The sequence below is a fragment of the Kitasatospora sp. NPDC024654 genome, assembly GCF_055559155.1.
On record NZ_JBVHLF010000026.1, the window covers coordinates 74,664 to 96,716 of the forward strand.

Genomic DNA, 22,053 nt, shown 5'->3' on the forward strand with positions numbered 1-22,053 from the left:
CCCCGGTACTGCGGAACAGTTCGTCGGCCCCCGGGAGACTCACTCGACGGGGCGGCACCGGTCGAGCACCTCCCTGGCGAGCTGGCGGTAGGCGGCGGCGCCCACCGAGTTGGTCGCGTACGTCGTGATCGGCTCGCCGGCCACCGTGGTCTCCGGGAACCTGACGGTCCGCCCGATGACGGTGTGGAAGACGTGGTCGCCGAAGGCCTCCACCACCCGGGCCAGCACCTCGCGGCTGTGCACCGTGCGGGAGTCGTACATGGTGGCCAGGATGCCGTCGAGGCGCAGCTCGGGGTTGAGCCGCTCGCAGACCTTCTCGATCGTCTCGGTCAACAACGCGACCCCGCGCAGCGCGAAGAACTCGCACTCCAGCGGCACGATGACGCTGTGCGCGGCGGTCAGCGCGTTGACCGTCAGCAGACCCAGCGAGGGCTGGCAGTCGATGATGACGTAGTCGTAGTCCGGCAGCAGCGGCTTCAACGCGCGCGCCAGCGCGGACTCCCGGGCCACCTCGCTGACCAGCTGCACCTCGGCGGCCGACAGGTCGATGTTGGACGGCAGCAGGTCCATTCCCGGCACCGCGGTCTTGAGCAGCACCTCGTCGGCCGTCAGCCCGCGCTCCATCAGCAGGTTGTAGACCGTGACGTCGAGCTCCATCGGGTTGACCCCGAGGCCGACCGAGAGCGCGCCCTGCGGGTCGAAGTCCACCAGCAGCACCCGGCGGCCGTACTCGGCGAGCGCGGCGCCCAGGTTGATGGTGGACGTGGTCTTGCCGACCCCGCCCTTCTGGTTGCACATCGCGATGATCTGCGCCGGGCCGTGCTCGGACGGCGGCGCGGGGATCGGGAAGTAGGGCAGCGGGCGGCCGGTGGGGCCGACGCGCTCGCGGCGCTGGCGGGCGGCGTCGGGGGCGAGGGTCGCGGCGTACTCCGGATCGGGCTCGTACTCGGCGTCGGGGTCGTCGTAGGAACCGTACGCGAAGTCCCCGTGGCCGGAGAGGTCGGCGTCGTAGACGGGAGCGGTGGCCACGGCCTGCCGTGCCTCGAACGTGCGCACGGCGACCGTTCCGATCTCGCTCGCGCCCACCGTGGTGAGTACGGCCCCGGTGTCGTGGGTCGGCTGTCCGGTGGCGCGCTCCGCCAGTCCTGGCTGACCACCCCCGGGAGCAAATGTCGACTCATTCACAAGTCGTCTTACCTCCTTGGGCATCCAGGGCATTATGTCGATTCGTCAGCCTGACACCATGCCGACGGTTTGCGACTCTAGGCCGTTTCGGGCGTTCGCAGCAACACAATCCACGGTAGTGGGCCCGATGTGTCGAGGGAGCGGCCCGGCGCTGTCAAGGGTTGGTCGGGGTTGCGATGCCAGCGGTCACCTGGCAGGTCACCCGCCCCCCGACGCCCGTCGGGCGGGGCACCCCGCCGCGTTGGGTGATCCCGTCCCCCGGGCATTGACGGGCATGCCGAAGCCCCTGACCGGCAGATGCCGGCCAGGGGCCTTCGGCGGACTGGCGGAGCGTCAGGCGAGCACGCTCTCCAGGGAGATCGCGGGCAGGCCGTGCGCCTCGGCGACCGGGCCGTAGGTGATCTGACCCTCGTGGGTGTTCAGGCCCTTGGCGAGCGCGGCGTCGCGCTTCAGCGCCTCCTTCCACCCGCGGTTGGCCAGCTCCAGGATGTACGGCAGGGTGGCGTTGGTCAGCGCGTAGGTGGAGGTGTTCGGCACCGCACCCGGCATGTTGGCCACGCAGTAGAAGACCGAGTCGTGGACCTGGAAGGTCGGCTCGGCGTGCGTGGTGGGACGCGAGTCCTCGAAGCAGCCGCCCTGGTCGATCGCGATGTCGACGAGCACCGAGCCCGCCTTCATCCGGGAGACCAGCTCGTTGGTGACCAGCTTGGGGGCCTTGGCGCCCGGGATCAGCACCGCGCCGATCACCAGGTCGGCGTCCAGCACGGCCTTCTCCAGCTCCAGCGAGTTGGAGGCGATGGCCTTGATCTTCGTGCCGAAGATCCGGTCGGCCTCGCGCAGCTTGTTGATGTCGCGGTCGAGCAGGGTGACCTCGTAGCCCATGCCGATGGCGATGGTGGCCGCGTGCCAGCCGGAGACGCCGCCGCCGATGACCACGCACTTGGCCGGGTGGGTGCCGGGGACACCACCGGGCAGCACGCCACGGCCGCCGGTCGGGCGCATCAGGTGGTACGAGCCGACCTGCGGGGCGAGCCGGCCGGCCACCTCGGACATCGGGGCGAGCAGCGGGAGCGCGTTGTTGCCGAGCTGCACGGTCTCGTACGCGATCGCGGTGGTGCCGGAGGCGAGCAGCGCGTCGGTGCACTCGCGGGAGGCCGCCAGGTGGAGGTAGGTGAAGAGCGTCTGGCCCTTGCGGAGGCGGTGGTACTCCTCCGCGATCGGCTCCTTGACCTTCAGCAGCAGGTCAGCGGTGGCCCACACCTCGTCGGCGGTGGGGAGGATGGTGGCACCGGCGGCCACGTACTCCTCGTTCGGGATCGAGGAGCCGATGCCGGCGTTCTCCTCGATGAAGACCTCGTGTCCGTTGCGGACCAGCTCATGCACGCCGGCAGGCGTGATGGCCACGCGGTACTCGTGGTTCTTGACCTCGCGGGGGATGCCGACCTTCACGGCTAAACACGTCCCTCTTGCCATGGGAGTCCCAGCCGGGGGAAGGCCGGCGGGCGCCGGCGCGGGGCAGGCCTCCGGCAGGGCCGGGGCACGCTGCATCGCGCGACTAAGTCGAGTGTAATGAAGCCCAGGCCATCCGTCAGCCTTCCAAATTGAATAAATCTCCCGAACTCATTGGCAGATTCGTAGGCTTGCTTCTGACTCTTCCTGTCAAACGGCCTCAGAACGGGCAAGCTTCCCATAGCTCACAAGTCTGGCCGGAAGTCCGTCGGTGGGCCCGGGTCGCGGATCAGCCCCGGAGGCGCTCCAGGGCCGCCGTGACCACGGTCGTTCCGCGCTCGTCGCCCAGCCGCCGCAGCAGCGCCAGCGCCGCCCGGTACTCCCGGGCGGCCTCCTCGCAGCGCCGTTGGGCGGCGTGCGCCTCGGCCGTCCGCGCCAGCAGCCGGGCCTGCGCGGCCGGCTCGTCCAGGGCCTGCCGCAGTGCCAGGGCCCGGAGGAACCAGTCGGCCGCCCGCACCGGGTCGCCCAGCGCCCGGTAACACTCGGCCGCCCCCTCCACCGCCCGGGCCCGGGCCGGCTCGTCCAGCGGCTGCCGGGCGTGCTCGGCGGCGGCCCGGTAGTGCGCGGCGGCGGCCTCCCACTGCCCGGCCGCGGCCCGCAGGTCGCCCAGGTTGAGCAGCGCCGCGGCGGCCCGGCGAGGCGCCCCCTGCCGTTCGGCCAGCACCAGCACCAGGCCGTGCAGCCGGTACCGGTCAGCCGGCGCCGGCTCGCCGACCGCGGGCAGTGCCCGCAGCAGCGAGCTGACCAGCCGCCCGGCCGAACCGTCCAGGTCCGCCCGGTCGACCGCCTCCTCGGCCGCGGTCAGCAGCGCCTCCCGCTCGCCGGCCAGCCACTGGGCGGCGTGCGCCGCGCCGCGCAGCCGCAGCGGCCCCGGCAGCGGATCGGGCGCGCCGGCGGCGTCCTCGTCGAGCAGCGCCCGAGCCGACTCCACCAGCCGGACCAGCCGCTCCACCAGCCGGGCCCGGCCCAGCTGCTGCTCGGCCGGCCGGTCCAGCTCGCCCCGGAGCGTCACCAACTCCGCGTGCAGCCGCCCGGGCACCCGGTAGCGCGGTGTCCCGTCGGCGGCCGGCGGCTCCACGTCCAGCAGCTCCGCACCGGCCAGCGCGTGCAGCGCGGCCGCCGCCTCGGGGGCCGGGCAGCCGGCCAACGCGGAGGCGGTCCGCAGGTCGGCCCGCTGCCCGGGGGCCAGCGTGAGCATCCGCAGCAGCCGGGCCTGGGCCACCGGCAGCGCCCGGTAGCGCAGCAGCAGCGCGGCCCGCAGCGGGTCGTCCTCGGCCTCCCGAAGTGCCCCGACCGCCTCCGGCACCGCCGCCTTGGGCCGCTCCCGCAGCCAGCCGGCCATCAGCCGGAGCGGCGCCGGACGACCCGCGCAGGCCTCCACCAGCTCCTTCGCACCGACCGGGTCGCAGCTCACCCGGGTGCCGCCGACCAGCGCGGTCAGCAGCTCCACCGCGGCCGCCTCGTCCAGTCCGCGCAGGATCACCGGATCCACCCGGAACCGCTCGGCCAGCCCGGTCAGCGGCCCCTCGGTGACGGCGACCACCAGGCAGCGCGGTTCCTCGGGCAGCAGCGGACGCAGCTGCTCGGCGTCCGCCACCCCGTCCAACAGCAGCAGGACGGACCGGCCGACCAGCGCCTCGCGCAACTGCCCGCAGGCCGGATCCTCCCCCTGCCGGTCCGGCAGCCCGGTGGCCGGGCCGGCCCCGAGCCGCTCCAGCAGCGCCCGGGCCACCGCGCCCGGCTGGGCCGGGGTGCCGTCGGGGGCGGTCAGCTCGGCCCACAGCAGCTGGTGGTCGCCGGCCTGGGAGCGGGCGAAGCGCAGCGCCAGCGCGGTACGGCCCGAGCCGGGCCGCCCGGTGACCACCACCAGCCGGCACCTCCCGCCGGCCGGCCGGGCCGCCTGCGCCCGCAGTGCGGCGAGTTCGGGGCCGCGGCCGGCGAACGGCTCGGGGCCGCCCGGCAGCGCGGCCACCGCCTCGTCGTGCGGCCGAGCGTCCATCGTCGCCGTCTTCCTCGCCACCAGCGCCACTCCCGACCAGTCGCCCAGCGTGCACGAACAGGGCCCGCACGCGAAGCGTAGTTGGGCACGGCGGTCGGGCCGAGGGAGGATCCGGTCGTACCAACCGGCAAATCACCCGGCCGGGTCAGCCGGTGAGGGGTTCAGGCCACGAACGGACGGGCCGGCCAGGGCGCGTCCGCCGGGCGCAGCGCGTCCAGGCCCGCGCCGGTGAGCGCCGCGTGCAGTGCCAGCGCGCCGGTGATCAGGGTCGGGTTGTGCAGCTCGCCGGCCAGGATCTGCTCCAGCAACCGCGCCAGCGGCACCCGCGCCAGCTCGATCTCCAGCTCCTCGCCGTGCGCCGCGTAGCGCTCCTGCTCCGACTCGGTCAGCCCGGTGGCCAGGAAGAGCCGCATCGCCTCGTCCGTGCCGCCCGGCGAGGTGTAGTAGTCGACCAGCACCCGCCAGTTCGCCGCGCCGCAGTGCGCCTCCTCGTACAGCTCGCGCTGGGCCGCGTGCAGCGGGTTCTCGCCGGGCACGTCGAGCAGACCGGCCGGCAGCTCCCAGAGCCGCTGGCGCACCGGATGCCGGTACTGCCGCACCAGCAGCACCCGCTGTTCGTCGTCGAGTGCCAGCACGCTGACCGAACCCGGGTGGGTCTGGTAGTCGCGCTGCGCCACCGAGCCATCCGGCATCTCGACCTGGTCGCTGCGCACCCCGGTGACCCGCCCCTGGAACGGCCGGCTGCTGGACAGCACCCGCCACTCCTCGGCCCGGTCGCCGATCCGCCGCTGAACCTCCGTCATGGCACTCCCCTTTGCTCAACCACTGCCCGAACCGGGCGGCGGCGGTCGCCCGGGAACTCCCGCGCGACCGCCGCCGGTCCTGCTGGTCCTACTGGTCCCGCTCGGTCCGAACCTACTTGCCGGACGTCTTGATCGTGATGGCCGCCGCCACCAGACCCGCGAAGAGCGGGTGGGGGCGGGTCGGCCGCGACTTCAGCTCCGGGTGCGCCTGGGTGGCCACCAGGTAGGGGTGCACCTCGCGCGGGTACTCGACGTACTCCACCAGGTCGCCCTTGGGCGACAGGCCCGAGAAGACCAGGCCGGTCTTCTCCAGGTCGGCGCGGTAGGCGTTGTTCACCTCGTAGCGGTGGCGGTGGCGCTCCTCGACGTACTGCTCGCCGCCGTAGACCTCACGGACGATCGAGCCCTCGGCGAGCTTGGCCGGGTAGAGGCCCAGGCGCATGGTGCCGCCCAGGTCGCCCTGGCCGCCGACGATCGCCAGCTGCTCGGCCATGGTGGAGATCACCGGGTGCTGGGCGGCCGGCTCGAACTCGGTGGAGTTCGCCTCGGGCAGCCCGGCCAGGTTGCGGGCGGCCTCGATGACCACGCACTGCAGGCCCAGGCAGAGGCCGAGCAGCGGGATCTTGTTCTCCCGGGCGTAGGTGATCGCGGCGACCTTGCCGTTCACGCCACGGTCACCGAACCCGCCGGGGATGCAGATCGCGTCCACGTCGCCGAGGTGCTCCTGGGCACCCTCGGGCGTCTCGCAGTCGTCGGAGGTGACCCACTTGATCTCGACCCGGGCGTTGTTGGCGAACCCGCCGGCCCGCAGCGCCTCGGTGACCGACAGGTAGGCGTCCGGCAGGTCGATGTACTTGCCGACCAGCGCCACCTTGACGATGTGCTGCGGCTCGTGCACCCGGCGCAGCAGGTCGTCCCAGGTGGTCCAGTCCACGTCGCGGAACGGCAGGTCGAGCCGGCGCACCACGTAGGCGTCCAGGCCCTCGCCGTGCAGCACCTTGGGGATGTCGTAGATCGACTTGGCGTCGATGGCCGCGACCACGGCCTCCTCGTCCACGTCGCACATCAGCGAGATCTTGCGCTTGATGGCCTGCGGCACCTCGCGGTCGGCGCGCAGCACGATGGCGTCCGGCTGGATGCCGATGTTGCGCAGCGCGGCCACCGAGTGCTGGGTCGGCTTGGTCTTCAGCTCACCCGAGGGGCCGATGTAGGGCAGCAGCGAGACGTGCACGAAGAACACGTTGTCGCGGCCGACCTCGTGCCGGACCTGGCGGACCGCCTCCAGGAACGGCAGCGACTCGATGTCGCCGACGGTGCCGCCGACCTCGGTGATCACCACGTCCACGTCCTCGGTCGCCATCCGGCGGATCCGGGACTTGATCTCGTTGGTGATGTGCGGGATGACCTGGACGGTGTCGCCCAGGTACTCGCCGCGGCGCTCCTTGGCGATCACGGTCGAGTACACCTGGCCGGTGGTGACGTTCGCCGAACCGTGCAGGTTGGTGTCCAGGAACCGCTCGTAGTGGCCGATGTCCAGGTCCGTCTCGGCGCCGTCGTCGGTCACGAAGACCTCGCCGTGCTGGAACGGGTTCATGGTGCCCGGGTCCACGTTGAGGTACGGGTCGAGCTTCTGCATCGTCACGCGCAGGCCGCGGGCCTTGAGCAGGGCGCCCAGGCTGGAGGCGGTGAGGCCCTTGCCCAGCGAGGAGGCGACACCCCCGGTGACGAAGAGGTGCTTGGTCGTCACGGCTCGGCCGTTCGCTGCCTTGCCGGAATGGGGCTGTGCCAAGAGGGGGCTCCCGTGGGTCGCGTGTCGAGGATGACGCTGGTGGAGCGGCCACACCGACCGGACGAGACGCCGATCACGGGGTCGTCAGTCAGCGGGTCCGGGGCGGTTTGATCCCACCAGTCCACGGGATACCAGGGTATCAGCGCCCTGGACGGCACGCGTTCGGACGGCTTGGCGGTGGTCTGCCCGGGTGATCCTCGGGGTGCTCCACCCACCGGAATGATCAGGGCGGATGACCCGTCCCGGCCCCCGCCGAACCACCCACCCGAGCGCCCAACTCGCCCGCCCGGGCTACTTTCCCGGCCCGACCCTGGGCAGACGGCGGTACGAGATCGTTTCCGGGTGCTCAGCCCACCCCCGTCGTCGTATCCTGCACGGACGCATCGCCGACAGCGGAGCAAGCCGAGGACGAGGGGTCGGGACGACGCCTCTCCGTCCCCGATACGCGACCGGACTCCCTCGCACCACCAGTTCATCCCCTGCCCAGTCCAGGTGCCCACCGCACGCAGTCAGATCAGCACTGTCGCGCGGCCCAGCCCCGGCCACCGCCACCAGCGGTCCGGGGGCGCCGGGACGGGCCAGCGTCACCCCCCGGCCCCGCAGTCACGCTCTCGCTCCCGTCGCGCGACCGCCGAGCACTACCGCGAACTGGAGATGCACGTGGCCGGCCGTATCGAGGACTACGCACTCATCGGGGACATGCAGACCGCCGCCCTGGTCAGCAGAGACGGGGCCGTGGACTGGCTCTGCCTGCCCCGATTCGACTCCCCCGCCGTCTTCGCCGGCCTGCTGGGGACCGACGAACACGGCTTCTGGCGGATCGGCCCCGCCGAGGCGGCCCCGACCGGCCCGGTGACGGTCGCCCCGGCCCCGCGCGCGCCGTTCACCGATACGGGTGAACTCAAGGTGCCGCCGATCAGCGCGGCGGCGCCCGCGGTGCCGGCCGACCGCCGTCGTTACCGGGGCGACTCGCTGGTCCTGGAGCAGGAGTGGGACACCACGCGGGGCAGCGTGCGGGTGATCGACTTCATGCCGCCGCGGCACCTGGCCGAGCAGGAGCCGGTGCCGCAGATGATCCGGATCGTGGAGGGCCTGTCCGGGCAGGTGCGGATGCGCTCCGCGCTGCGGATGCGGTTCAGCTACGGCAAGGTCGTGCCCTGGGTGCACCGGCTGGAGCAGAAGGACGGCAGCCACCGCACGGTCGCGGTGGCCGGCCCCGACTCGGTCTGGCTGGACGGCGAGGCGGAGACCTACGGCCGCGACCTGACCACCTACGCCGACTTCACCATCGGCGCCGGCGAGCGGATGACCTTCGCGCTCACCTGGCAGGCCTCCCACCTGGCCCCGCCGGACGTCCCGGACCCGGAGGCCTCGCTGGCGCTGACCGAGGAGTTCTGGCGCGACTGGGTCGCCCACTGCACGTACCAGGGCCCCTACCAGGAGGCCGTGGTCCGCTCGCTGATCACCCTCAAGGCGCTCACCTACGCCCCCACCGGCGGCATCGTCGCCGCCCCCACCACCTCGCTGCCCGAGGACGTCGGCGGCGAGCGCAACTGGGACTACCGCTACACCTGGCTGCGGGACGCCGCGATCACCCTCTCCTCGCTGCTGCGCACCGGCTACCGGGAGGAGGCCCGGGCCTGGCGCGAGTGGCTGCTGCGCGCGGTGGCCGGCGACCCGGAGAACCTGCAGATCATGTACAGCATCACCGGCCAGCGCGAGCTGACCGAGACCCACCTGGACTGGCTGCCCGGCTACGAGGGCTCGCTGCCGGTCCGGGTCGGCAACGGCGCGGCCGGCCAGCTCCAGCTGGACGTCTACGGCGAGGTGGTCGAGGCGCTCTACCTGGCCCAGATGACCGGCCTGTCCCGCAACGACCACGCCCACCTGCTCCAGCTGCGGCTGATCAGCTACCTGGAGGAGCACTGGAAGGCCCCGGACGAGGGGATCTGGGAGGTGCGCGGCCCGCGCCGGCACTTCGTGCACTCCAAGGTGATGGCCTGGGTCGCGGTGGACCGCACCATCAAGCTGATCGAGCAGACCGAGGCCGAGGGCCCGCTGGACCGCTGGCGGGGGCTGCGCGACGAGATCCACGCCGACGTCCTGGAGAAGGGCTACGACCCCGAGCGCAACACCTTCACCCAGTACTACGGCGGCCAGGAGCTGGACGCCTCGCTGCTGCTGATCCCGCAGGTCGGGTTCCTGCCGCCGGACGACAAGCGGGTGATCGGCACCATCGAGGCGATCCAGCGCGAGCTGTCCACCGAGGACGGCTTCGTGCTGCGCTACCCCACCCACGACGAGGCCCAGGGCAACCACCGCAAGAACGTGGACGGCCTGTCCGGGCACGAAGGCGCCTTCCTGGCCTGCTCGTTCTGGCTGGCCGACGACCTGGCCATGATCGGCCGGGTCGGCGAGGCCCGCGAGCTGTTCGAGAAGCTGCTCGCGCTGCGCAACGACGTCGGGCTGCTGGCCGAGGAGTGGGACCCGCGGCTCAAGCGGCAGGTCGGCAACTTCCCGCAGGCGTTCAGCCACGTGCCGCTGATCGACACCGCGCTGCGGCTGACCGCCTGCGGCGCGGCCTACCTCTCCCCGCAGGCGCAGCCCAGCGACCGCCCGGCCACGGTCTGAGCCCGCCGCCGCTCAGGCGCGCTGCACCAGCTCGTCGTAGGTGCTCAGCACCTGCGCCACGGTGGCGGCCTCGTCCGGCCAGGTCCCGGCCTGGACGGGGCCGGCCTTGGCCAGCGCCGCCCGCCGAGCCGGGTCGGCCAGCAGCTCGTCGACCGCCCGGGCGAGCGCGGCCGGATCCCCGGCGGGCACCAGCACGGCGGCGTCCCCGACCAGTTCGGGGATCCCGCCGACCGCGGTGGCCACCAGCGGCACCCCGGCCCGCAGCGCCTCTTGGGCCACCAGCGAGCGGGCCTCCCAGCGGCTGCTGATCACCACCAGGTCGGCCGCGGCGAGCAGGTCGGGCACGTCCGTGCGGTGGCCGAGCAGCCGGACCGGGAGCCGCTCGGCGGCGACCCGCTCGCGCAGCTCGGCGGCCTGCGGGCCGTCCCCGGCCAGCAGCACCAGCGGGCCCGGCGCGCCGGTCAACTCCCGGGTGGCGTCCAGCAGCAGGCCGAAACCCTTGTGCGGGACCAGCCGGCCCACCGCGAGCACCAGCGGCCGGTCCGGCTCGTCCGGCAGCACGGCCGCCCGGGCGGCGGCACGGTCCAGGCCGCCGGCCGCCTGCGGCGGGGCGGCCACCGGGCCGAGCCGGGCGTCGGTGGCGCCCAACTCGCGGGCCCGGGCGACCAGATCGGAGGAGGCGCCGAGCACCAGGTCCGCGGCCCGGGCCACCCGGCGCTCCATCAACCGCTGCAGCCGGCGCTCCAGACCGGTGGCCAACAGGGCGTGATGGAAGGTCACCACCAAGGGGGTCTCCGGGCGCAGCCCGGGCAGCCGGCCGGCGGTGCGCAGCGCCAGGTCGGAGAGCAGGCCGGCCCGCAGCCCGTGCGCGTGCACCACGCCGGCACTGGTGAAGGCCCGGCGCAACTCACCGATGGCGATGGCGTCGCTGCGCGCCCCCGAGGTGGCGGTGATCTCGACCGGATGGAAGACCGCGCCGGTCCGGGAGAAGCCGAACAGCGCGTCCGAGCCGGCCGGGGCGCACACCGTCACCTTGACGCCGTGCGCGGTCAGCCCCTGCGCGAGGGACCGGACGTGCACGCCGATCCCGCCGCTGCCGGCGGACAGCACCAGCACCACGTGCAACTGGCCCGTTTCCGGGCCGGCCGTGCTGGCCCGGACGGAGGAATGGTCCACGTTGTCTCGCTCCGACTCGTCTGGGGACGAACGCCGCCACGGGGTCGCTCCCGCGGTCGGCGCTCGGGACTGGATGACCAGGTTCCGCCCGCCACGATGCCAGGTCGGCGGGTCTCTTGGACAGTCGGCGCCCCAGGCGGCGCCCGACGAGCCGGCGCTACCGCCGCCGAGGGGCGCGGGCGGCGGCGAGCAGTTCCTCGGCGTGCGCGCGGCCCAGTTCGGAGTCCTCCAGTCCGGCCAGCATCCGGGACAGCTCGCGGACCCGCTCCTCGTCGCTCAGCGCCTTGACGCCGCTGCGGGTGACCGTGCCGTCGCTGCGCTTCTCCACCACCAGGTGCCGGTCGGCGAAGGCCGCCACCTGCGGGAGGTGGGTGACCACCACGACCTGGGCGCTCTGCGCCAGCTTGGCCAGCCGGCGGCCGATCTCCACCGCCGCCTTGCCGCCGACGCCGGCGTCCACCTCGTCGAACAGGTAGGTGGGCACCGGGTCCGCCCCGGCGAAGACCACCTCCACCGCGAGCATCACCCGGGAGAGCTCACCACCGGAGGCGCCCTTGGCGATCGGCCGCGGCGCCGCGCCCGGGTGCGGGGCGAGCAGGACCTCCACCTCGTCCACGCCGTGCGGGCCGTAGGCCACGGTCCGGCCGTCCAGCTCCAGGCCGGCCGGGTCGTCGAGCCGGCTGAGGTCGAAGGTCACCCGGGCGTGCGGCATGGCCAGCTCGGTGAGCTCGGCCGAGACCGCCTCGGCGAAGCGGCCGGCGGCGGCCCGCCGGGCGGCCGAGACCTCGGCGGCCAGCTCGGCCAGCTCGGTGCGCAGCTCGGTCTCCTCGGCACCCAGCTCGTCGATCCGCTCGTCGTCGCCGTCGAGTTCGGCCAGCCGGGCCGCCGCGGCCTCGGCCCAGGCGATCACCTCGGTCGTGCCGCCCTCCACCGAACCGTACTTGCGCAGCAGTCCGGCCAGCACCGCGCGGCGCTCCTCGACCGCGGCCAGCCGGACCGGGTCGGCGTCCAGGTCGTCCGCGTAGCCCGCGAGGTCGCCCGCCACGTCGGCGAGCAGGTAGCCGGCCTCGGCCAGCCGGTCGGCGAGGGCGGCCAGCCGCTCGTCGTGGCCGCGGACCGCGTCCAGCGCCCGGCGGGCCTGGCCGAGCAGGGTGCCGGCGTCCACCAGGTCCGGGTCGGCCGGGTCACCGGCCAGCGCGGCGTGCGCCAGCACGGCGGCCGAGGAGAGCGCGTCGGCGTGACCGAGCCGCTCGGCCTCGGCGGCCAGCTCGGTCTCCTCGCCGGCCACCGGCTCGGCGGCGGCCACCTCCTCCAGGCCGAAGCGCAGCAGGTCGGCCTCCTGGGCCCGCTCGCGCGCCTGCGTGGTCAGCTCGGCCAGCGCCGCCGAGACCTCGCGCAGCCGGCGGTAGACCGCGCGGTAGCGGGCCAGCGGCTCGGCCAGCGCCTCGCCCGCGTACCGGTCCAGCGCGCCGCGCTGGCGGGACGGGCGGAGCAGGCGCTGCTGGTCGGTCTGGCCGTGCACCGCGATCAGGTCCTCGCCCAGCTCGGTGAGCAGCCCCACCGGGACCGACCGGCCACCGACGTGTGCCCGGGAGCGGCCCTCGGCCGAGACCGTCCGGCTGATCAGCAGCGCGCCCTCGTCCAGCTCGGCGCCGGCCTCCACGGCGCGGGCCGCCACCGGGGAGTCGGCCGGCAGCTCCAGTCGGCCCTCGACCACGGCCCGGTCGGCGCCGCCGCGGACCAGCGCCGGGTCGGCCCGGCCGCCGAGCAGCAGGCCGAGGCTGGTCACCACCATGGTCTTGCCCGCCCCGGTCTCACCGGTCACGACGGTGAAGCCGGGGGCCAGCTCCACCACCGCGTCGTCGATGACACCAAGATCCCGTATCCGCATCTCGTCCAACACGGAGACGACCTTACGAGACCCCACCCCCAGCGCGCGACGAGTGCCGGGCCCGGAGGCAGAAGTTCATTCGATCCGGGTCTCTGTTCCCGGAACCGTGCAACGCGGCAGGAAGAACTGTGCCAGCGGGCCGATCGCCAGTGCGTACGCGACCGTGCCGAGCCCCGCGTCGCCGCCCAGCAGCACCCCGATCACCAGCACGGTCACCTCGATGCAGGTGCGGATCAGCCGGACCGAACGGCCGGTGCGCCGGTGCAGCCCGGTCATCAGGCCGTCGCGCGGTCCCGGGCCCAGCCGGGCGCCGATGTAGAGGCCGGTGGCCAGCCCGTTCAGCAGCACCCCGGTGGCGAGCAGGGCCAGCCTCGGCAGCAGGGCGTGCGGGGCGGGCAGCAGGGCGAGGGTGAGGTCCATCGCCACGCCCAGGGTGAGCACGTTGGCGACGGTGCCGACGCCGGGACGCTGGCGCAGCGGTATCCAGAAGAACAGCACCAGGGCGCCGACGACGGTCACCCAGGCCCCCATGCTCAGGCCGAGGTGCCGGGTCAGCCCCTGGTTCAGCACGTCCCAGGGCCCCACCCCGAGGTCGGCCCGGACCATCAGCGCCAGGCTCGACCCGTACAGGGTCAGGCCCACGGCGAGTTGGCCGAGCCGGCGGGCGAGGCGGTCCGCGCGGACGGCGGTCAGGGTCCGGACGGCGGTCAGGGTCAAGGTGGCCATCAGCTACTCCTGGTTCGAGTGGCACTAACCCGCTCAGCATCCGCAGTCCACTAGGCTTGTCTCCAGATCCAATTCGATCCAAGTGGACTGGTTCACCGTGGCCGACTGGCAGAGTTCCGTCACCCCACCCGCACTCGCCCGCCTGCTGGGCTCGGCCCGACTGCCGGATCCCCCCGGCCACCGGCCCGCCTACCGGGCGCTGGCCGGCCAGATCCGGCTGCTGATCTCCGAGGGCCGCCTTCCGGTCGGCGCCCGGCTGCCCGCCGAACGCGAGCTCGCCGGCGCCCTCACGCTCAGCCGGACCACCATCGCCACCGCCTACGACACCCTGCGCGCCGAGGGCTACCTGCGCAGCCGGCGCGGCTCGGGCAGCTGGACCACGCTGCCCGAGGGCAGCGACCCGCCCAGCGACGCGCTGCACCCGGTGCCGCCGGACCAGGCGGGCCGGATCCTCGACCTCGGCGTCGCCGCGCTGCCCGCCCCGCAGCCGTTCCTCGGCGAGGCCGCCGCCCGGGCGGTCGAGCGACTGCCCGCCTACACCCGCGGCCACGGGCACTACCCGACCGGCCTGCCGGTGCTGCGCGAGGCGCTGGCCCGCCGCTTCACCGCGCGCGGCCTGGCCACCACACCGGACCAGATCCTGGTCACCACCGGCGCGATGGGCGCGCTGCACCTGGTGCAGCGGGCGCTGGTCGGGCGCGGCGACCGGGTCGCGGTGGAGGCGCCCAGCTACGCGCACACCCTGCAGGGGCTGCGGCTCGGCGGGGCCCGGCTGGTTCCGGTGCCGATGGCCCGGTCCACCGCCCACCCGTCCCGGCCACCGCACTGGGACCTGTCCGAGTGGCGCCGGGTGCTGCAGGGCGCGACGCCCCGGCTGGCGTACCTGATCCCCGACTTCCACAACCCGACCGGCGCGCTGATCCCCGAGGAGCAGCGTCGCGAGCTGCTGGCCGCCGCCCGCACCGCGGGGACGCTGCTGCTGGTCGACGAGACCATGGCCGAACTGGGCTGGGGCCTGCCGGACGCCGGGCTGCCCCGGCCGATGGCCGCGCTGGACCGGACCGCCCAGGTGGTCACGGTCGGCTCGGCCGCCAAGCTGCTCTGGGGCGGACTGCGGGTCGGCTGGGTGCGGGCCGCACCCGCGCTGGTCCGCCGGTTGGCCGCCGACCGGGTCTACACCGACGTCGGGACCCCGGTGCTGGACCAGCTGATCGCCACCGAGCTGATCGGCGAGCGGCTCGGCGAGGTGCGCGAGCACCAGCTGGCCCGGCTTCGGGAGAGCGCCAGTGCGCTCGGCACGGCGCTGCGCGAGCGGCTGCCCGGCTGGCGGTTCGCCGAGCCGGTCGGCGGGCTGACGCTCTGGCTCGACACCGGCGGCCTCTCCGGCACCGCGCTGGCCGAGGCCGGCGAGCGGTCCGGGCTGCGGATCGCGGCCGGCGCGCGGTTCGGGGTGGACGGCGCCTTCGAGGGGTACGTCCGGATCCCGTTCACCGTGCCCGGCCCGGCCGCCGGCACCGCGGTGGACCGGCTGGCCGCGACGGCCGCCGCGATCCGGGCCGGCTACCGGGGTGGACCGGCCGCGCTGCCGCCGCTGGCCGTCTGAGCCCGCCGGGCCCGCGGACCGTCAGCAGGTGCCCGAGCGGCCGCGCCAACCCGTCACCGGCAGCGCGAACTTCGCCACCAGCCGGTCGGTGAACGGCGCCCGGTGCAGCCTCGCCAGCCGCACCGGAACCCGCCCCCGGCGCACCTCCACCCGTGCCCCGGCCGGCAGTTCGAACGACCGCCGCCCGTCGCACCAGAGCACCCCGTGCGGCGTCTTCGGCTGCACCTCCACCGCCAGCACCGAGGCCGGCGAGGTCACCAGCGGGCGGGCGAACAGCGCGTGCGCGCTGATCGGCACCATCAGCAGCGCCTCGACCTCCGGCCAGACCACCGGGCCGCCGCCGGAGAACGCGTACGCCGTCGAACCGGTGGGCGTGGAGAGCACCACCCCGTCGCAGCCGAAGTTGGAGACCGGGCGGCCGTCCACCTCGGTCACCACCTCCAACATCCGCTCCCGGACGGCCTTCTCGACCGAGGCCTCGTTCAACGCCCAGTCCTCGTGCACCACGTCGCCGTTGGTGCGGACCAGGACGTCCAGGGTCATCCGCTCCTCGACCTCGTACGCGCCGTCCACCACCCGCTCGACCACCACGGCCAGGTCGTCCCGCTCGGCCTCGGCCAGGAACCCGACCCGCCCCAGGTTGATGCCGAGCATCGGCAGGCCGGTGTCGCGCGCCAACTCGGCCCCGCGCAACAGCGTGCCGTCCCCGCCGGCCACCAGGATCAGCTCACAGCCGTCCGCCGCGCCATGCCCGGCCTGCACGGTCTGCACCCCGTCGGGCAGATCGAGGTCGACCGCCTCGGCGGCCAGCAGTCTGATCCTGATCCCCGCCTTCAGCAGCCCCTGGACCAGCTGTTCGACGCTGCGCAGCGCGGCCTCCCGGCCGGTGTGCGCGATCAGGAAGACCGTACGTTCCTCGCTCATGCCCTCTCCCTACGTCTACCGGATCGCCCTTGGTCCGGTGGCGGCCCGCACGCGGGACCGGCTCGTTCGACGCACCTGGTCGGCAGCCTATCGGGGGCCCTCCGCCACCGCCCGGTCCGCCTCGGCCGGATCGAGCTGGCCGGCGTCCCGGCGCAACCACAGGAAGTACTCGACATTACCCGAAGGACCGGGCAGCGGGCTGGCCGTCACGGACCGCACGCCGAGGCCCAACTCCCAAGCGCTCTGGGCCACCTGACAGATCATCTCGGCGCGCAGCTGCGAGCTGCGGACCACCCCGCCGCTGCCCAGGCGCTCCTTGCCGATCTCGAACTGCGGCTTGACCATCAGCACCAGGTCGGCGTCCTCGGCGGCGCAGCGGGCCAGCGCGGGCAGTACCAGGCCCAGCGAGATGAAGGAGAGGTCTCCGACCACCAGGTCGACCGGCTCCCCGCCGATCTGCTCCAGGGTCAGCTCACGGACGTTGGTCCGGTCCATCACGGTGACCCGCTCGTCACTCTGCAGCGACCAGGCGAGCTGCCCGTAGCCGACGTCCACCGCGAGCACGCCGGCCGCGCCGGCCCGCAGCAGCACGTCGGTGAAACCCCCGGTGGAGGCCCCGGCGTCGAGCGCCCGGCGGCCCTCGACCCGCAGGCCCTGCGGGACGAAGGCGGCGAACGCGCCGGCCAGCTTGTGGCCGCCCCGGGAGACGTAGTCCGGGTCGTTCTCGTCCTTGGCGACCACCAGCGCGGCCGAGGTCTCCACCTGGGTCGCCGGCTTGGTCGCGGTGGTGCCCCCCACGGTCACCCGGCCGGCCGCGATCAGCTCGCTGGCGTGCTCGCGGGAGCGGGCCAGGTTGCGTCGGACCAGCTCTGCGTCGAGTCGGCGTCGTGCCACTGCCACGGGTGTTCCATCTCCTAGCGGGGTGGGTCGTCCTGCGGGTCCGGCCCGTCGAGCGCGGTCAGCGTCGCGGTCAGGCTCCGGTGGACATCTTCGTACACCGCCGCGTGACCGGAGGCCGGGACCCCGTCGAGGGCGGGCAACCGGCCGAGCACCGCGTCCACCTCGGGGTGGCCGGTCGGCGTGAACTCCACGCCCAGCGGCTGCGGCTCCGCCTCCCAGCGCGCGCCGGCCGGTTCACCGGCCCCGGCCGGGTCGGTGCCGTCGAACGGGAGGTCCGGGGCCTCAGACATCGCCGCCCCCGCCCGCCGCGGGGGTGCGCTTCGCCGCGGCCTTGCGCGGCGTGCCCTGCTTCGCAGCCGTCGCCGTCTTCTTCACGGCGACCTTCTTCTCGGCGCTCTTCTTCTCTACTGCCTTCTTCGCGACGCTCTTCCGCGCGGCGATCTTCTTCGCCGCCGGTTCCTTCCCGGCCGCCGCCTTCGCCGCGGTCCGCTTCGCGGGAGCCTGCTCGGCCGTACTCTTCCTCGCCGGGGCCTTCCTCGCCGTGCTCTTCCGCGCCGGGGCCTTCCCGACGGAGACCCGCTCCGCCCCGGGCGCCGCCCTGACCTCGGGTTCCCGCGCGGCCTCCCGCAGGAACTCCGCGACGGCCGCCGAGTCCTCCGCCACCGCCAGCGGGTCCGCCAGCCGATCCTCGTACTCCTCCTGCTCCGGCTCCGCCGCGCGGTCCTCCTCCGGCTGCCAGTCCTCGGCGAACAGGTCCTGCGCCCGCCCCGCGCTCCGGGGCGCCGGCCGGGCTGCCGGTTGCCCGTCCCCGGCGGGTCCGGCCTCCTTCTCGCCCTCCAGATCGCGCAGCTTCTGCTCCAGATAACCGAGCACCACGCCGACCTTGACCACCTGGTCGCCGAGCCTGCCCACCCGCTCCAGGGTCTGCTCGGCCTCCGAGCGGGCCAGCCCGACCACCAGGTCCACCCCGCCCCGGCCGACCGTGACCAACTCCCCGGCCCTGGTCTGCAACGCCGTCAGCTGCTTCTCGACCTGCTCCCGCAGCTCCGGCGGCAGCTGCTCGCGGACCGCGCGCTCGGCCGCCGCGAGGTCGATCCCGGCCCGTTCCAGCAGCCCGGAGGCCGTGCCGACCACCCGCCTGCCGGCCTGTTCCGCGAGTCCGGCCGCGAACCCCACGTACTCCCGCAGCATGTCCCGCATCGGGTTGCCTCCTTGCCGCCGTCGTTGCCCGGAAACGACGCTACCCCCTCCTCCCGGACCGCCGCCTTACCACCGGCGGAGAATGCGGCCCCGTACGCCCGACCGAGCAGGCGGTACGGTGGCCCGAGCGAGACCGCCGCAACAGGAAGTGGACGAGGAACGATGGCCGACACCGAGGAGTGCCGCGCGGCGCTGGAGCAGCTCAGCCGGAACATGTCCGGTGCGGACGGCAAGGTGCGGACAGCCGCCGCGCTGGACCGCAGCCTCAGCTGCTGGCTGACCGACCTCGACCTGACCTTCACCGGCGTGCTGCGCGAAGGCCGGATCCAGGACCTCGACGAGGCCCCCGGCGCCCCCGCTCACCGGGCCGAGATCCGGCTCGCGATGACCAGCGACGACCTCGTCGCGCTGGTCGGCGGCCGGCTCAACTTCGCCTCGGCCTGGGCGGGCGGCCGGCTCCGGCTGGAGGCGGGCTTCCGCGACCTGCTGCGCCTGCGCACCCTGCTCTGACCGGCTCCGGGCTCAGAACCCCAGCTCGTCCAGCGCCTTCCGGCCGTCCACCGACTCGCCGCCCCGGTCGTACGCCGCCCAGGCCGCCGCGCACAGCGCCCGCAGTCCGTCGTAGCGCTCGCCCCCGCCGGCCAGCCGCAGCTCGCCGTCCGCCACCCGGGCCTGCCACCCCCGGCACTCGTGACCGCCGTCCGGCAGCGCCGTCACCACCGGGTGCGGCTCCAGCAGGCCGCGCAGGTCGGCGGCCAGGTAGGTGGGCCGGTGCGGCACCGGCGCGGCCAGCAGCAGCGCGGGCGTGGTGACCCCGGTGAAGACCAGCAGGCTGTCCACGCCGCCGTTGAAGGCGCCCTCGATGTCGGTGTCCAGCCGGTCACCGACCACCAGCGGCCGCTTCGCACCGGTCCGCAGCACGGTCTCCCGGTGCATCGGGGTCAGCGGCTTGCCGGCCACCTCCGGCTCCGCCCCGGTCGCCGTCCGCACCGCGGCCACCAGCGTCCCGTTGCCCGGCGCCACACCACGCGCGGTCGGGATCGACAGGTCGGTGTTGGAGGCCACCCAGGGCAGCCCGCGGGCCACCGCGTACGAAGCCTCGGCCAGCTGCGCCCAGCCCACCGACGGGTCGAAGCCCTGCACCACCGCGGCCGGGCCGTCATCCAGCGAGCGGACCGCGACCAGCCCGCGCTCGGCCAACGCCTCGTCCAGCCCGGCACCCCCGACCACCAGCACCTTCGACCCGGCCGGCAGCTTGTCGGCGAGCAGCCGGGCGGCCGCCTGGGCCGAGGTGATCACGTCCTCGGGCGCGGCCGGGACACCCAGCTCGGTGAGGTGCTCGGCGACCACCCGCGGCGGCCGGGAGGCGTTGTTGGTCACGTAGGCCAGCCGCATCGAGCGCGCCCGGGCCTCCGCCAGCGCCTCCACCGCGTGGTCGACGGCCGAGGCGCCGGCGTAGACGACCCCGTCGAGGTCGAGCAGCGCGGTGTCGTAGGCCGCCACCAGCGGAAGCTCGCTGTGCCCGGGGAGCTGGGTGTCCGTCATTCCTGATCTTCCTCGTCGTTCGACTGGTCGGGCCGGTGCGGCGACCCGTGCCCGGGGCCGGCGGCCTGCGGCGGCAGGTAGCCCGGCGCACCGGGCAGCAGCGGCCCGTACCGCCCGGCCCGGGCGGCCAACGTCGCCCGGGTCTGCCGCAGCGCGGCCCGGTAGTGCTCGGCCTCCGGCCGCATCGCCACCGCCAGCGCCAGGTGCTCGGCCGAGGTCTCGAAGTCGCCCGCGCGGGCCGCCGCGATCCCCCAGCCGAACTGAGCGTAGTCGTCGGACGGATCGGCCAGCGCGACGGCCCGGAAGTTCTCCAGCGCGGCCGCGTACGAACCGGCGTCGTACTGGGCCCGGGCCAGCGTCTCGCGGATGCTCCGGGAGTGCGGCTCGGCCGCCGCCGCCCGGGCCAGCAGCTGCTCCGCGGCGGCCGGATGCCCCTCGGCCAGCAGCCGCTCCCCGCGCCGGAACCACTCGTACACGTCGCCCACCGGCTCCCCGGCCTCGCCGCCGGCCACCGGCGGCCGCTCGCCCGGGCCGCCGGACCGGGATCCCTGCCCCTCGCTCATGCCTTCCTCGCTCCCGCTCAGCCATCCCACCGATCCGGACTCAAGATCTGGGAACAACGACATTCCCGATTACCATGCCCAGAATGAGCGCACCCAGTGCAGAAAGCGGAGCCCCGTCTTCGCCCGGCGGCCCCGGCGATCCCGGACACGTCGCCACCGCAGGGCTCTCCCTGTCGCCCTTCCGCGGCCTGCGGTACGTCCCCGAACGGGTCGGCACGCTCGCCGCGGTCACCTCGCCCCCCTACGACGTGGTCGACCCGCACCGCAGGCTCGACCTGGAGACCGCCGATCCGCACAACGTGGTCCGGCTGATCCTGCCTCGCCCCGAGCCGGAGGACACCGGCGAGCGTCCCGACCGGGACACCCGCTACCGGCACGCCGCCCGGCTACTCCGGAGCTGGCTGCGGGAGGGCGTACTGGCACCGGACCTGCGGCCGGCGCTCTACGTCTACGAGCAGCGGACCCACGAGGGTGGCCCGTCCGGCGAACTGCTGCAGCGCGGCCTGATCGGCGCGCTGGCGGTCAGCGGCCCGGAGGCCGGCGTGGTGCTGCCGCACGAGGACGTGATGCCGCGACCGGTCGCCGACCGGGTCGGTCTGATGCGGACGACCCGGGCCAACCTGGAGCCGCTGCTGCTCACCTACCGCGGCAAGGGCGGCGCGGCCGCCGTCATCGAGCGGACCGTGCGGCGCGAGCCGCTGCTCGTCACCACCACCTCGGACGGCACCCGGCACAGGCTGTGGGCGGTCACCGACCCGGCCGAGCTGGCCGAGGTGAGCCGCGACCTGGCCACCTGCCGGGCGCTGATCGCGGACGGGCACCACCGCTGGGAGATGTACCTGCGGTTGCAGCGCGAGCACCGGCACCTGCCGTTCAGCCCCTGGGACCGCGGCATGGTGCTGCTGGTCGACACCGCGCGCTACCCGCTGCGGGTACGGGCGATCCACCGCGTGCTGTACCGGCTGCCGCTCGCCTCGGCGCTGGCCGCGCTGGGCCGGGCGGACGGACCGGACGGTACGCCGGAGCCCGCCGAGGGCGGCTGGCGGGTCGAGCGACTGGCCGGCCCGCTCACGGCGGCCCTCGCCGCGCTCGCCGAGGCGAAGAAGGCCGGCGGCAACGCCTTCGTGCTGACCGCCGGCGACGGCGAGTACCACCTGCTGACCGGCCCCGACGACGCGCTGCTCAACGCCACCGTCCCCAAGGACAAGCCGGAGGAGTGGCGCCGGCTGGACGCCACCGTGCTGCACGCCACCCTGCTGGAACACGTCTGGCGGGTCCCCGACGGGCCCGACGACATCGGCTACCTGCACGCGGCGGCGGCCGCCGAGCGCGAGGCCGCACGGACCGGCGGCACCGCCGTACTGCTGCACCCGGTCGACGAGGCGGTGGTCCGCCGGCTCGCCGAGCAGGGCGTCACGATGCCACGCAAGTCCACCTCGTTCGGGCCCAAGCCGGCCAGCGGCCTGGTCCTGCGGAGCCTCGAACTGGGCTGACCGGGCCGACACGACGACCGAGGCCCGGGGGGGGGGGGGGGGGGGGGGGGGGGGGGGTGGGGGGGGGGGGAGGGGGGGGGGGGGGGGGGGGGTAGCAGTCGGGGGCGGTTGTCTCA

General features: G+C 74.5%; 18 protein-coding genes. 4 read left to right on the forward strand and 14 right to left on the reverse strand.

Features of this window, described 5'->3' with window-relative positions:
* Positions 1-39: 39 nt before the first annotated feature.
* The 5 genes from ACZ38L_RS17835 to ACZ38L_RS17855 form a co-directional block, all read right to left on the reverse strand.
* Complete coding sequence (locus tag ACZ38L_RS17835; RefSeq protein WP_465694105.1) at positions 40-1,086, reverse strand: ParA family protein; 1,047 nt, start codon at positions 1,084-1,086, stop codon at positions 40-42.
* Between the two features lie 432 nt (positions 1,087-1,518).
* Positions 1,519-2,634 carry an alanine dehydrogenase gene (gene ald / locus ACZ38L_RS17840; protein ID WP_465694091.1) on the reverse strand — a complete coding sequence of 372 codons (1,116 nt, stop codon included), beginning with the start codon at positions 2,632-2,634 and terminating at the stop codon, positions 1,519-1,521.
* Between the two features lie 289 nt (positions 2,635-2,923).
* The gene (locus ACZ38L_RS17845; RefSeq protein WP_465694092.1) at positions 2,924-4,693 is read right to left on the reverse strand and encodes a tetratricopeptide repeat protein; all 1,770 of its coding nucleotides are present in this window, start codon (positions 4,691-4,693) and stop codon (positions 2,924-2,926) included.
* A gap of 161 nt (positions 4,694-4,854) precedes the next feature.
* Positions 4,855-5,496 (reverse strand): NUDIX domain-containing protein, encoded by a 642-nt coding sequence (locus ACZ38L_RS17850; protein WP_465694093.1) that lies wholly within the window; start codon positions 5,494-5,496, stop codon positions 4,855-4,857.
* Between the two features lie 112 nt (positions 5,497-5,608).
* Positions 5,609-7,243 (reverse strand): CTP synthase, encoded by a 1,635-nt coding sequence (locus tag ACZ38L_RS17855; protein WP_396564359.1) that lies wholly within the window; start codon positions 7,241-7,243, stop codon positions 5,609-5,611.
* A gap of 702 nt (positions 7,244-7,945) precedes the next feature.
* On the opposite strand from ACZ38L_RS17855, the gene ACZ38L_RS17860 reads away from it, so the two are divergent.
* Complete coding sequence (locus tag ACZ38L_RS17860; protein ID WP_465694094.1) at positions 7,946-9,916, forward strand: glycoside hydrolase family 15 protein; 1,971 nt, start codon at positions 7,946-7,948, stop codon at positions 9,914-9,916.
* Between the two features lie 12 nt (positions 9,917-9,928).
* On the opposite strand, the gene ACZ38L_RS17865 is transcribed toward ACZ38L_RS17860, so the two are convergent.
* From ACZ38L_RS17865 to yczE, 3 genes are all read right to left on the reverse strand, one after another.
* A complete protein-coding gene (locus ACZ38L_RS17865) occupies positions 9,929-11,092 on the reverse strand; it encodes a glycosyltransferase family 4 protein (protein WP_465694095.1) in 1,164 nt (387 codons plus the stop codon).
* Positions 11,093-11,249: 157 nt separating this feature from the next.
* Positions 11,250-12,983: a DNA repair protein RecN gene (recN, locus tag ACZ38L_RS17870; protein WP_465694106.1), complete on the reverse strand. Its 1,734-nt coding sequence runs from the start codon at positions 12,981-12,983 to the stop codon at positions 11,250-11,252.
* Between the two features lie 75 nt (positions 12,984-13,058).
* Positions 13,059-13,709: a membrane protein YczE gene (gene yczE, locus ACZ38L_RS17875; protein ID WP_465694096.1), complete on the reverse strand. Its 651-nt coding sequence runs from the start codon at positions 13,707-13,709 to the stop codon at positions 13,059-13,061.
* A 97-nt stretch (positions 13,710-13,806) separates the two neighbouring features.
* On the opposite strand from yczE, the gene yczR reads away from it, so the two are divergent.
* Complete coding sequence (yczR, locus tag ACZ38L_RS17880; RefSeq protein ID WP_465694107.1) at positions 13,807-15,312, forward strand: MocR-like transcription factor YczR; 1,506 nt, start codon at positions 13,807-13,809, stop codon at positions 15,310-15,312.
* Between the two features lie 21 nt (positions 15,313-15,333).
* Here yczR and ACZ38L_RS17885 read toward each other — a convergent pair whose 3' ends face one another.
* The 4 genes from ACZ38L_RS17885 to ACZ38L_RS17900 form a co-directional block, all read right to left on the reverse strand.
* Positions 15,334-16,236, reverse strand: coding sequence for an NAD kinase (locus tag ACZ38L_RS17885; protein WP_396564351.1), 903 nt, complete (start codon positions 16,234-16,236; stop codon positions 15,334-15,336).
* 87 nt (positions 16,237-16,323) lie between these two features.
* Complete coding sequence (locus tag ACZ38L_RS17890) at positions 16,324-17,130, reverse strand: TlyA family RNA methyltransferase (protein WP_465694108.1); 807 nt, start codon at positions 17,128-17,130, stop codon at positions 16,324-16,326.
* A 20-nt stretch (positions 17,131-17,150) separates the two neighbouring features.
* Positions 17,151-17,426: a hypothetical protein gene (locus tag ACZ38L_RS17895; RefSeq protein ID WP_465694097.1), complete on the reverse strand. Its 276-nt coding sequence runs from the start codon at positions 17,424-17,426 to the stop codon at positions 17,151-17,153.
* On the reverse strand, positions 17,419-18,336 hold the full coding sequence (locus tag ACZ38L_RS17900; protein WP_465694098.1) for a hypothetical protein: 918 nt from the start codon (positions 18,334-18,336) through the stop codon (positions 17,419-17,421). The genes ACZ38L_RS17895 and ACZ38L_RS17900 overlap by 8 nt, the downstream gene beginning before the upstream one ends.
* A gap of 162 nt (positions 18,337-18,498) precedes the next feature.
* Between ACZ38L_RS17900 and ACZ38L_RS17905 the strand changes: the two genes are divergently transcribed.
* Positions 18,499-18,846, forward strand: coding sequence for a sterol-binding protein (locus tag ACZ38L_RS17905; protein ID WP_465694099.1), 348 nt, complete (start codon positions 18,499-18,501; stop codon positions 18,844-18,846).
* 12 nt (positions 18,847-18,858) lie between these two features.
* On the opposite strand, the gene ACZ38L_RS17910 is transcribed toward ACZ38L_RS17905, so the two are convergent.
* Together ACZ38L_RS17910 and ACZ38L_RS17915 are read right to left on the reverse strand one after the other, a co-directional pair.
* Positions 18,859-19,881, reverse strand: coding sequence for an HAD-IIA family hydrolase (locus ACZ38L_RS17910; RefSeq protein ID WP_465694100.1), 1,023 nt, complete (start codon positions 19,879-19,881; stop codon positions 18,859-18,861).
* A complete protein-coding gene (locus ACZ38L_RS17915; protein WP_465694101.1) occupies positions 19,878-20,444 on the reverse strand; it encodes a tetratricopeptide repeat protein in 567 nt (188 codons plus the stop codon). Before ACZ38L_RS17915 ends, ACZ38L_RS17910 begins: the two co-directional genes overlap by 4 nt.
* A gap of 83 nt (positions 20,445-20,527) precedes the next feature.
* Here ACZ38L_RS17915 and ACZ38L_RS17920 point away from each other — a divergent pair, with 83 nt between their 5' ends.
* On the forward strand, positions 20,528-21,937 hold the full coding sequence (locus ACZ38L_RS17920) for a DUF1015 family protein (RefSeq protein WP_465694102.1): 1,410 nt from the start codon (positions 20,528-20,530) through the stop codon (positions 21,935-21,937).
* Positions 21,938-22,053 lie beyond the last annotated feature (116 nt).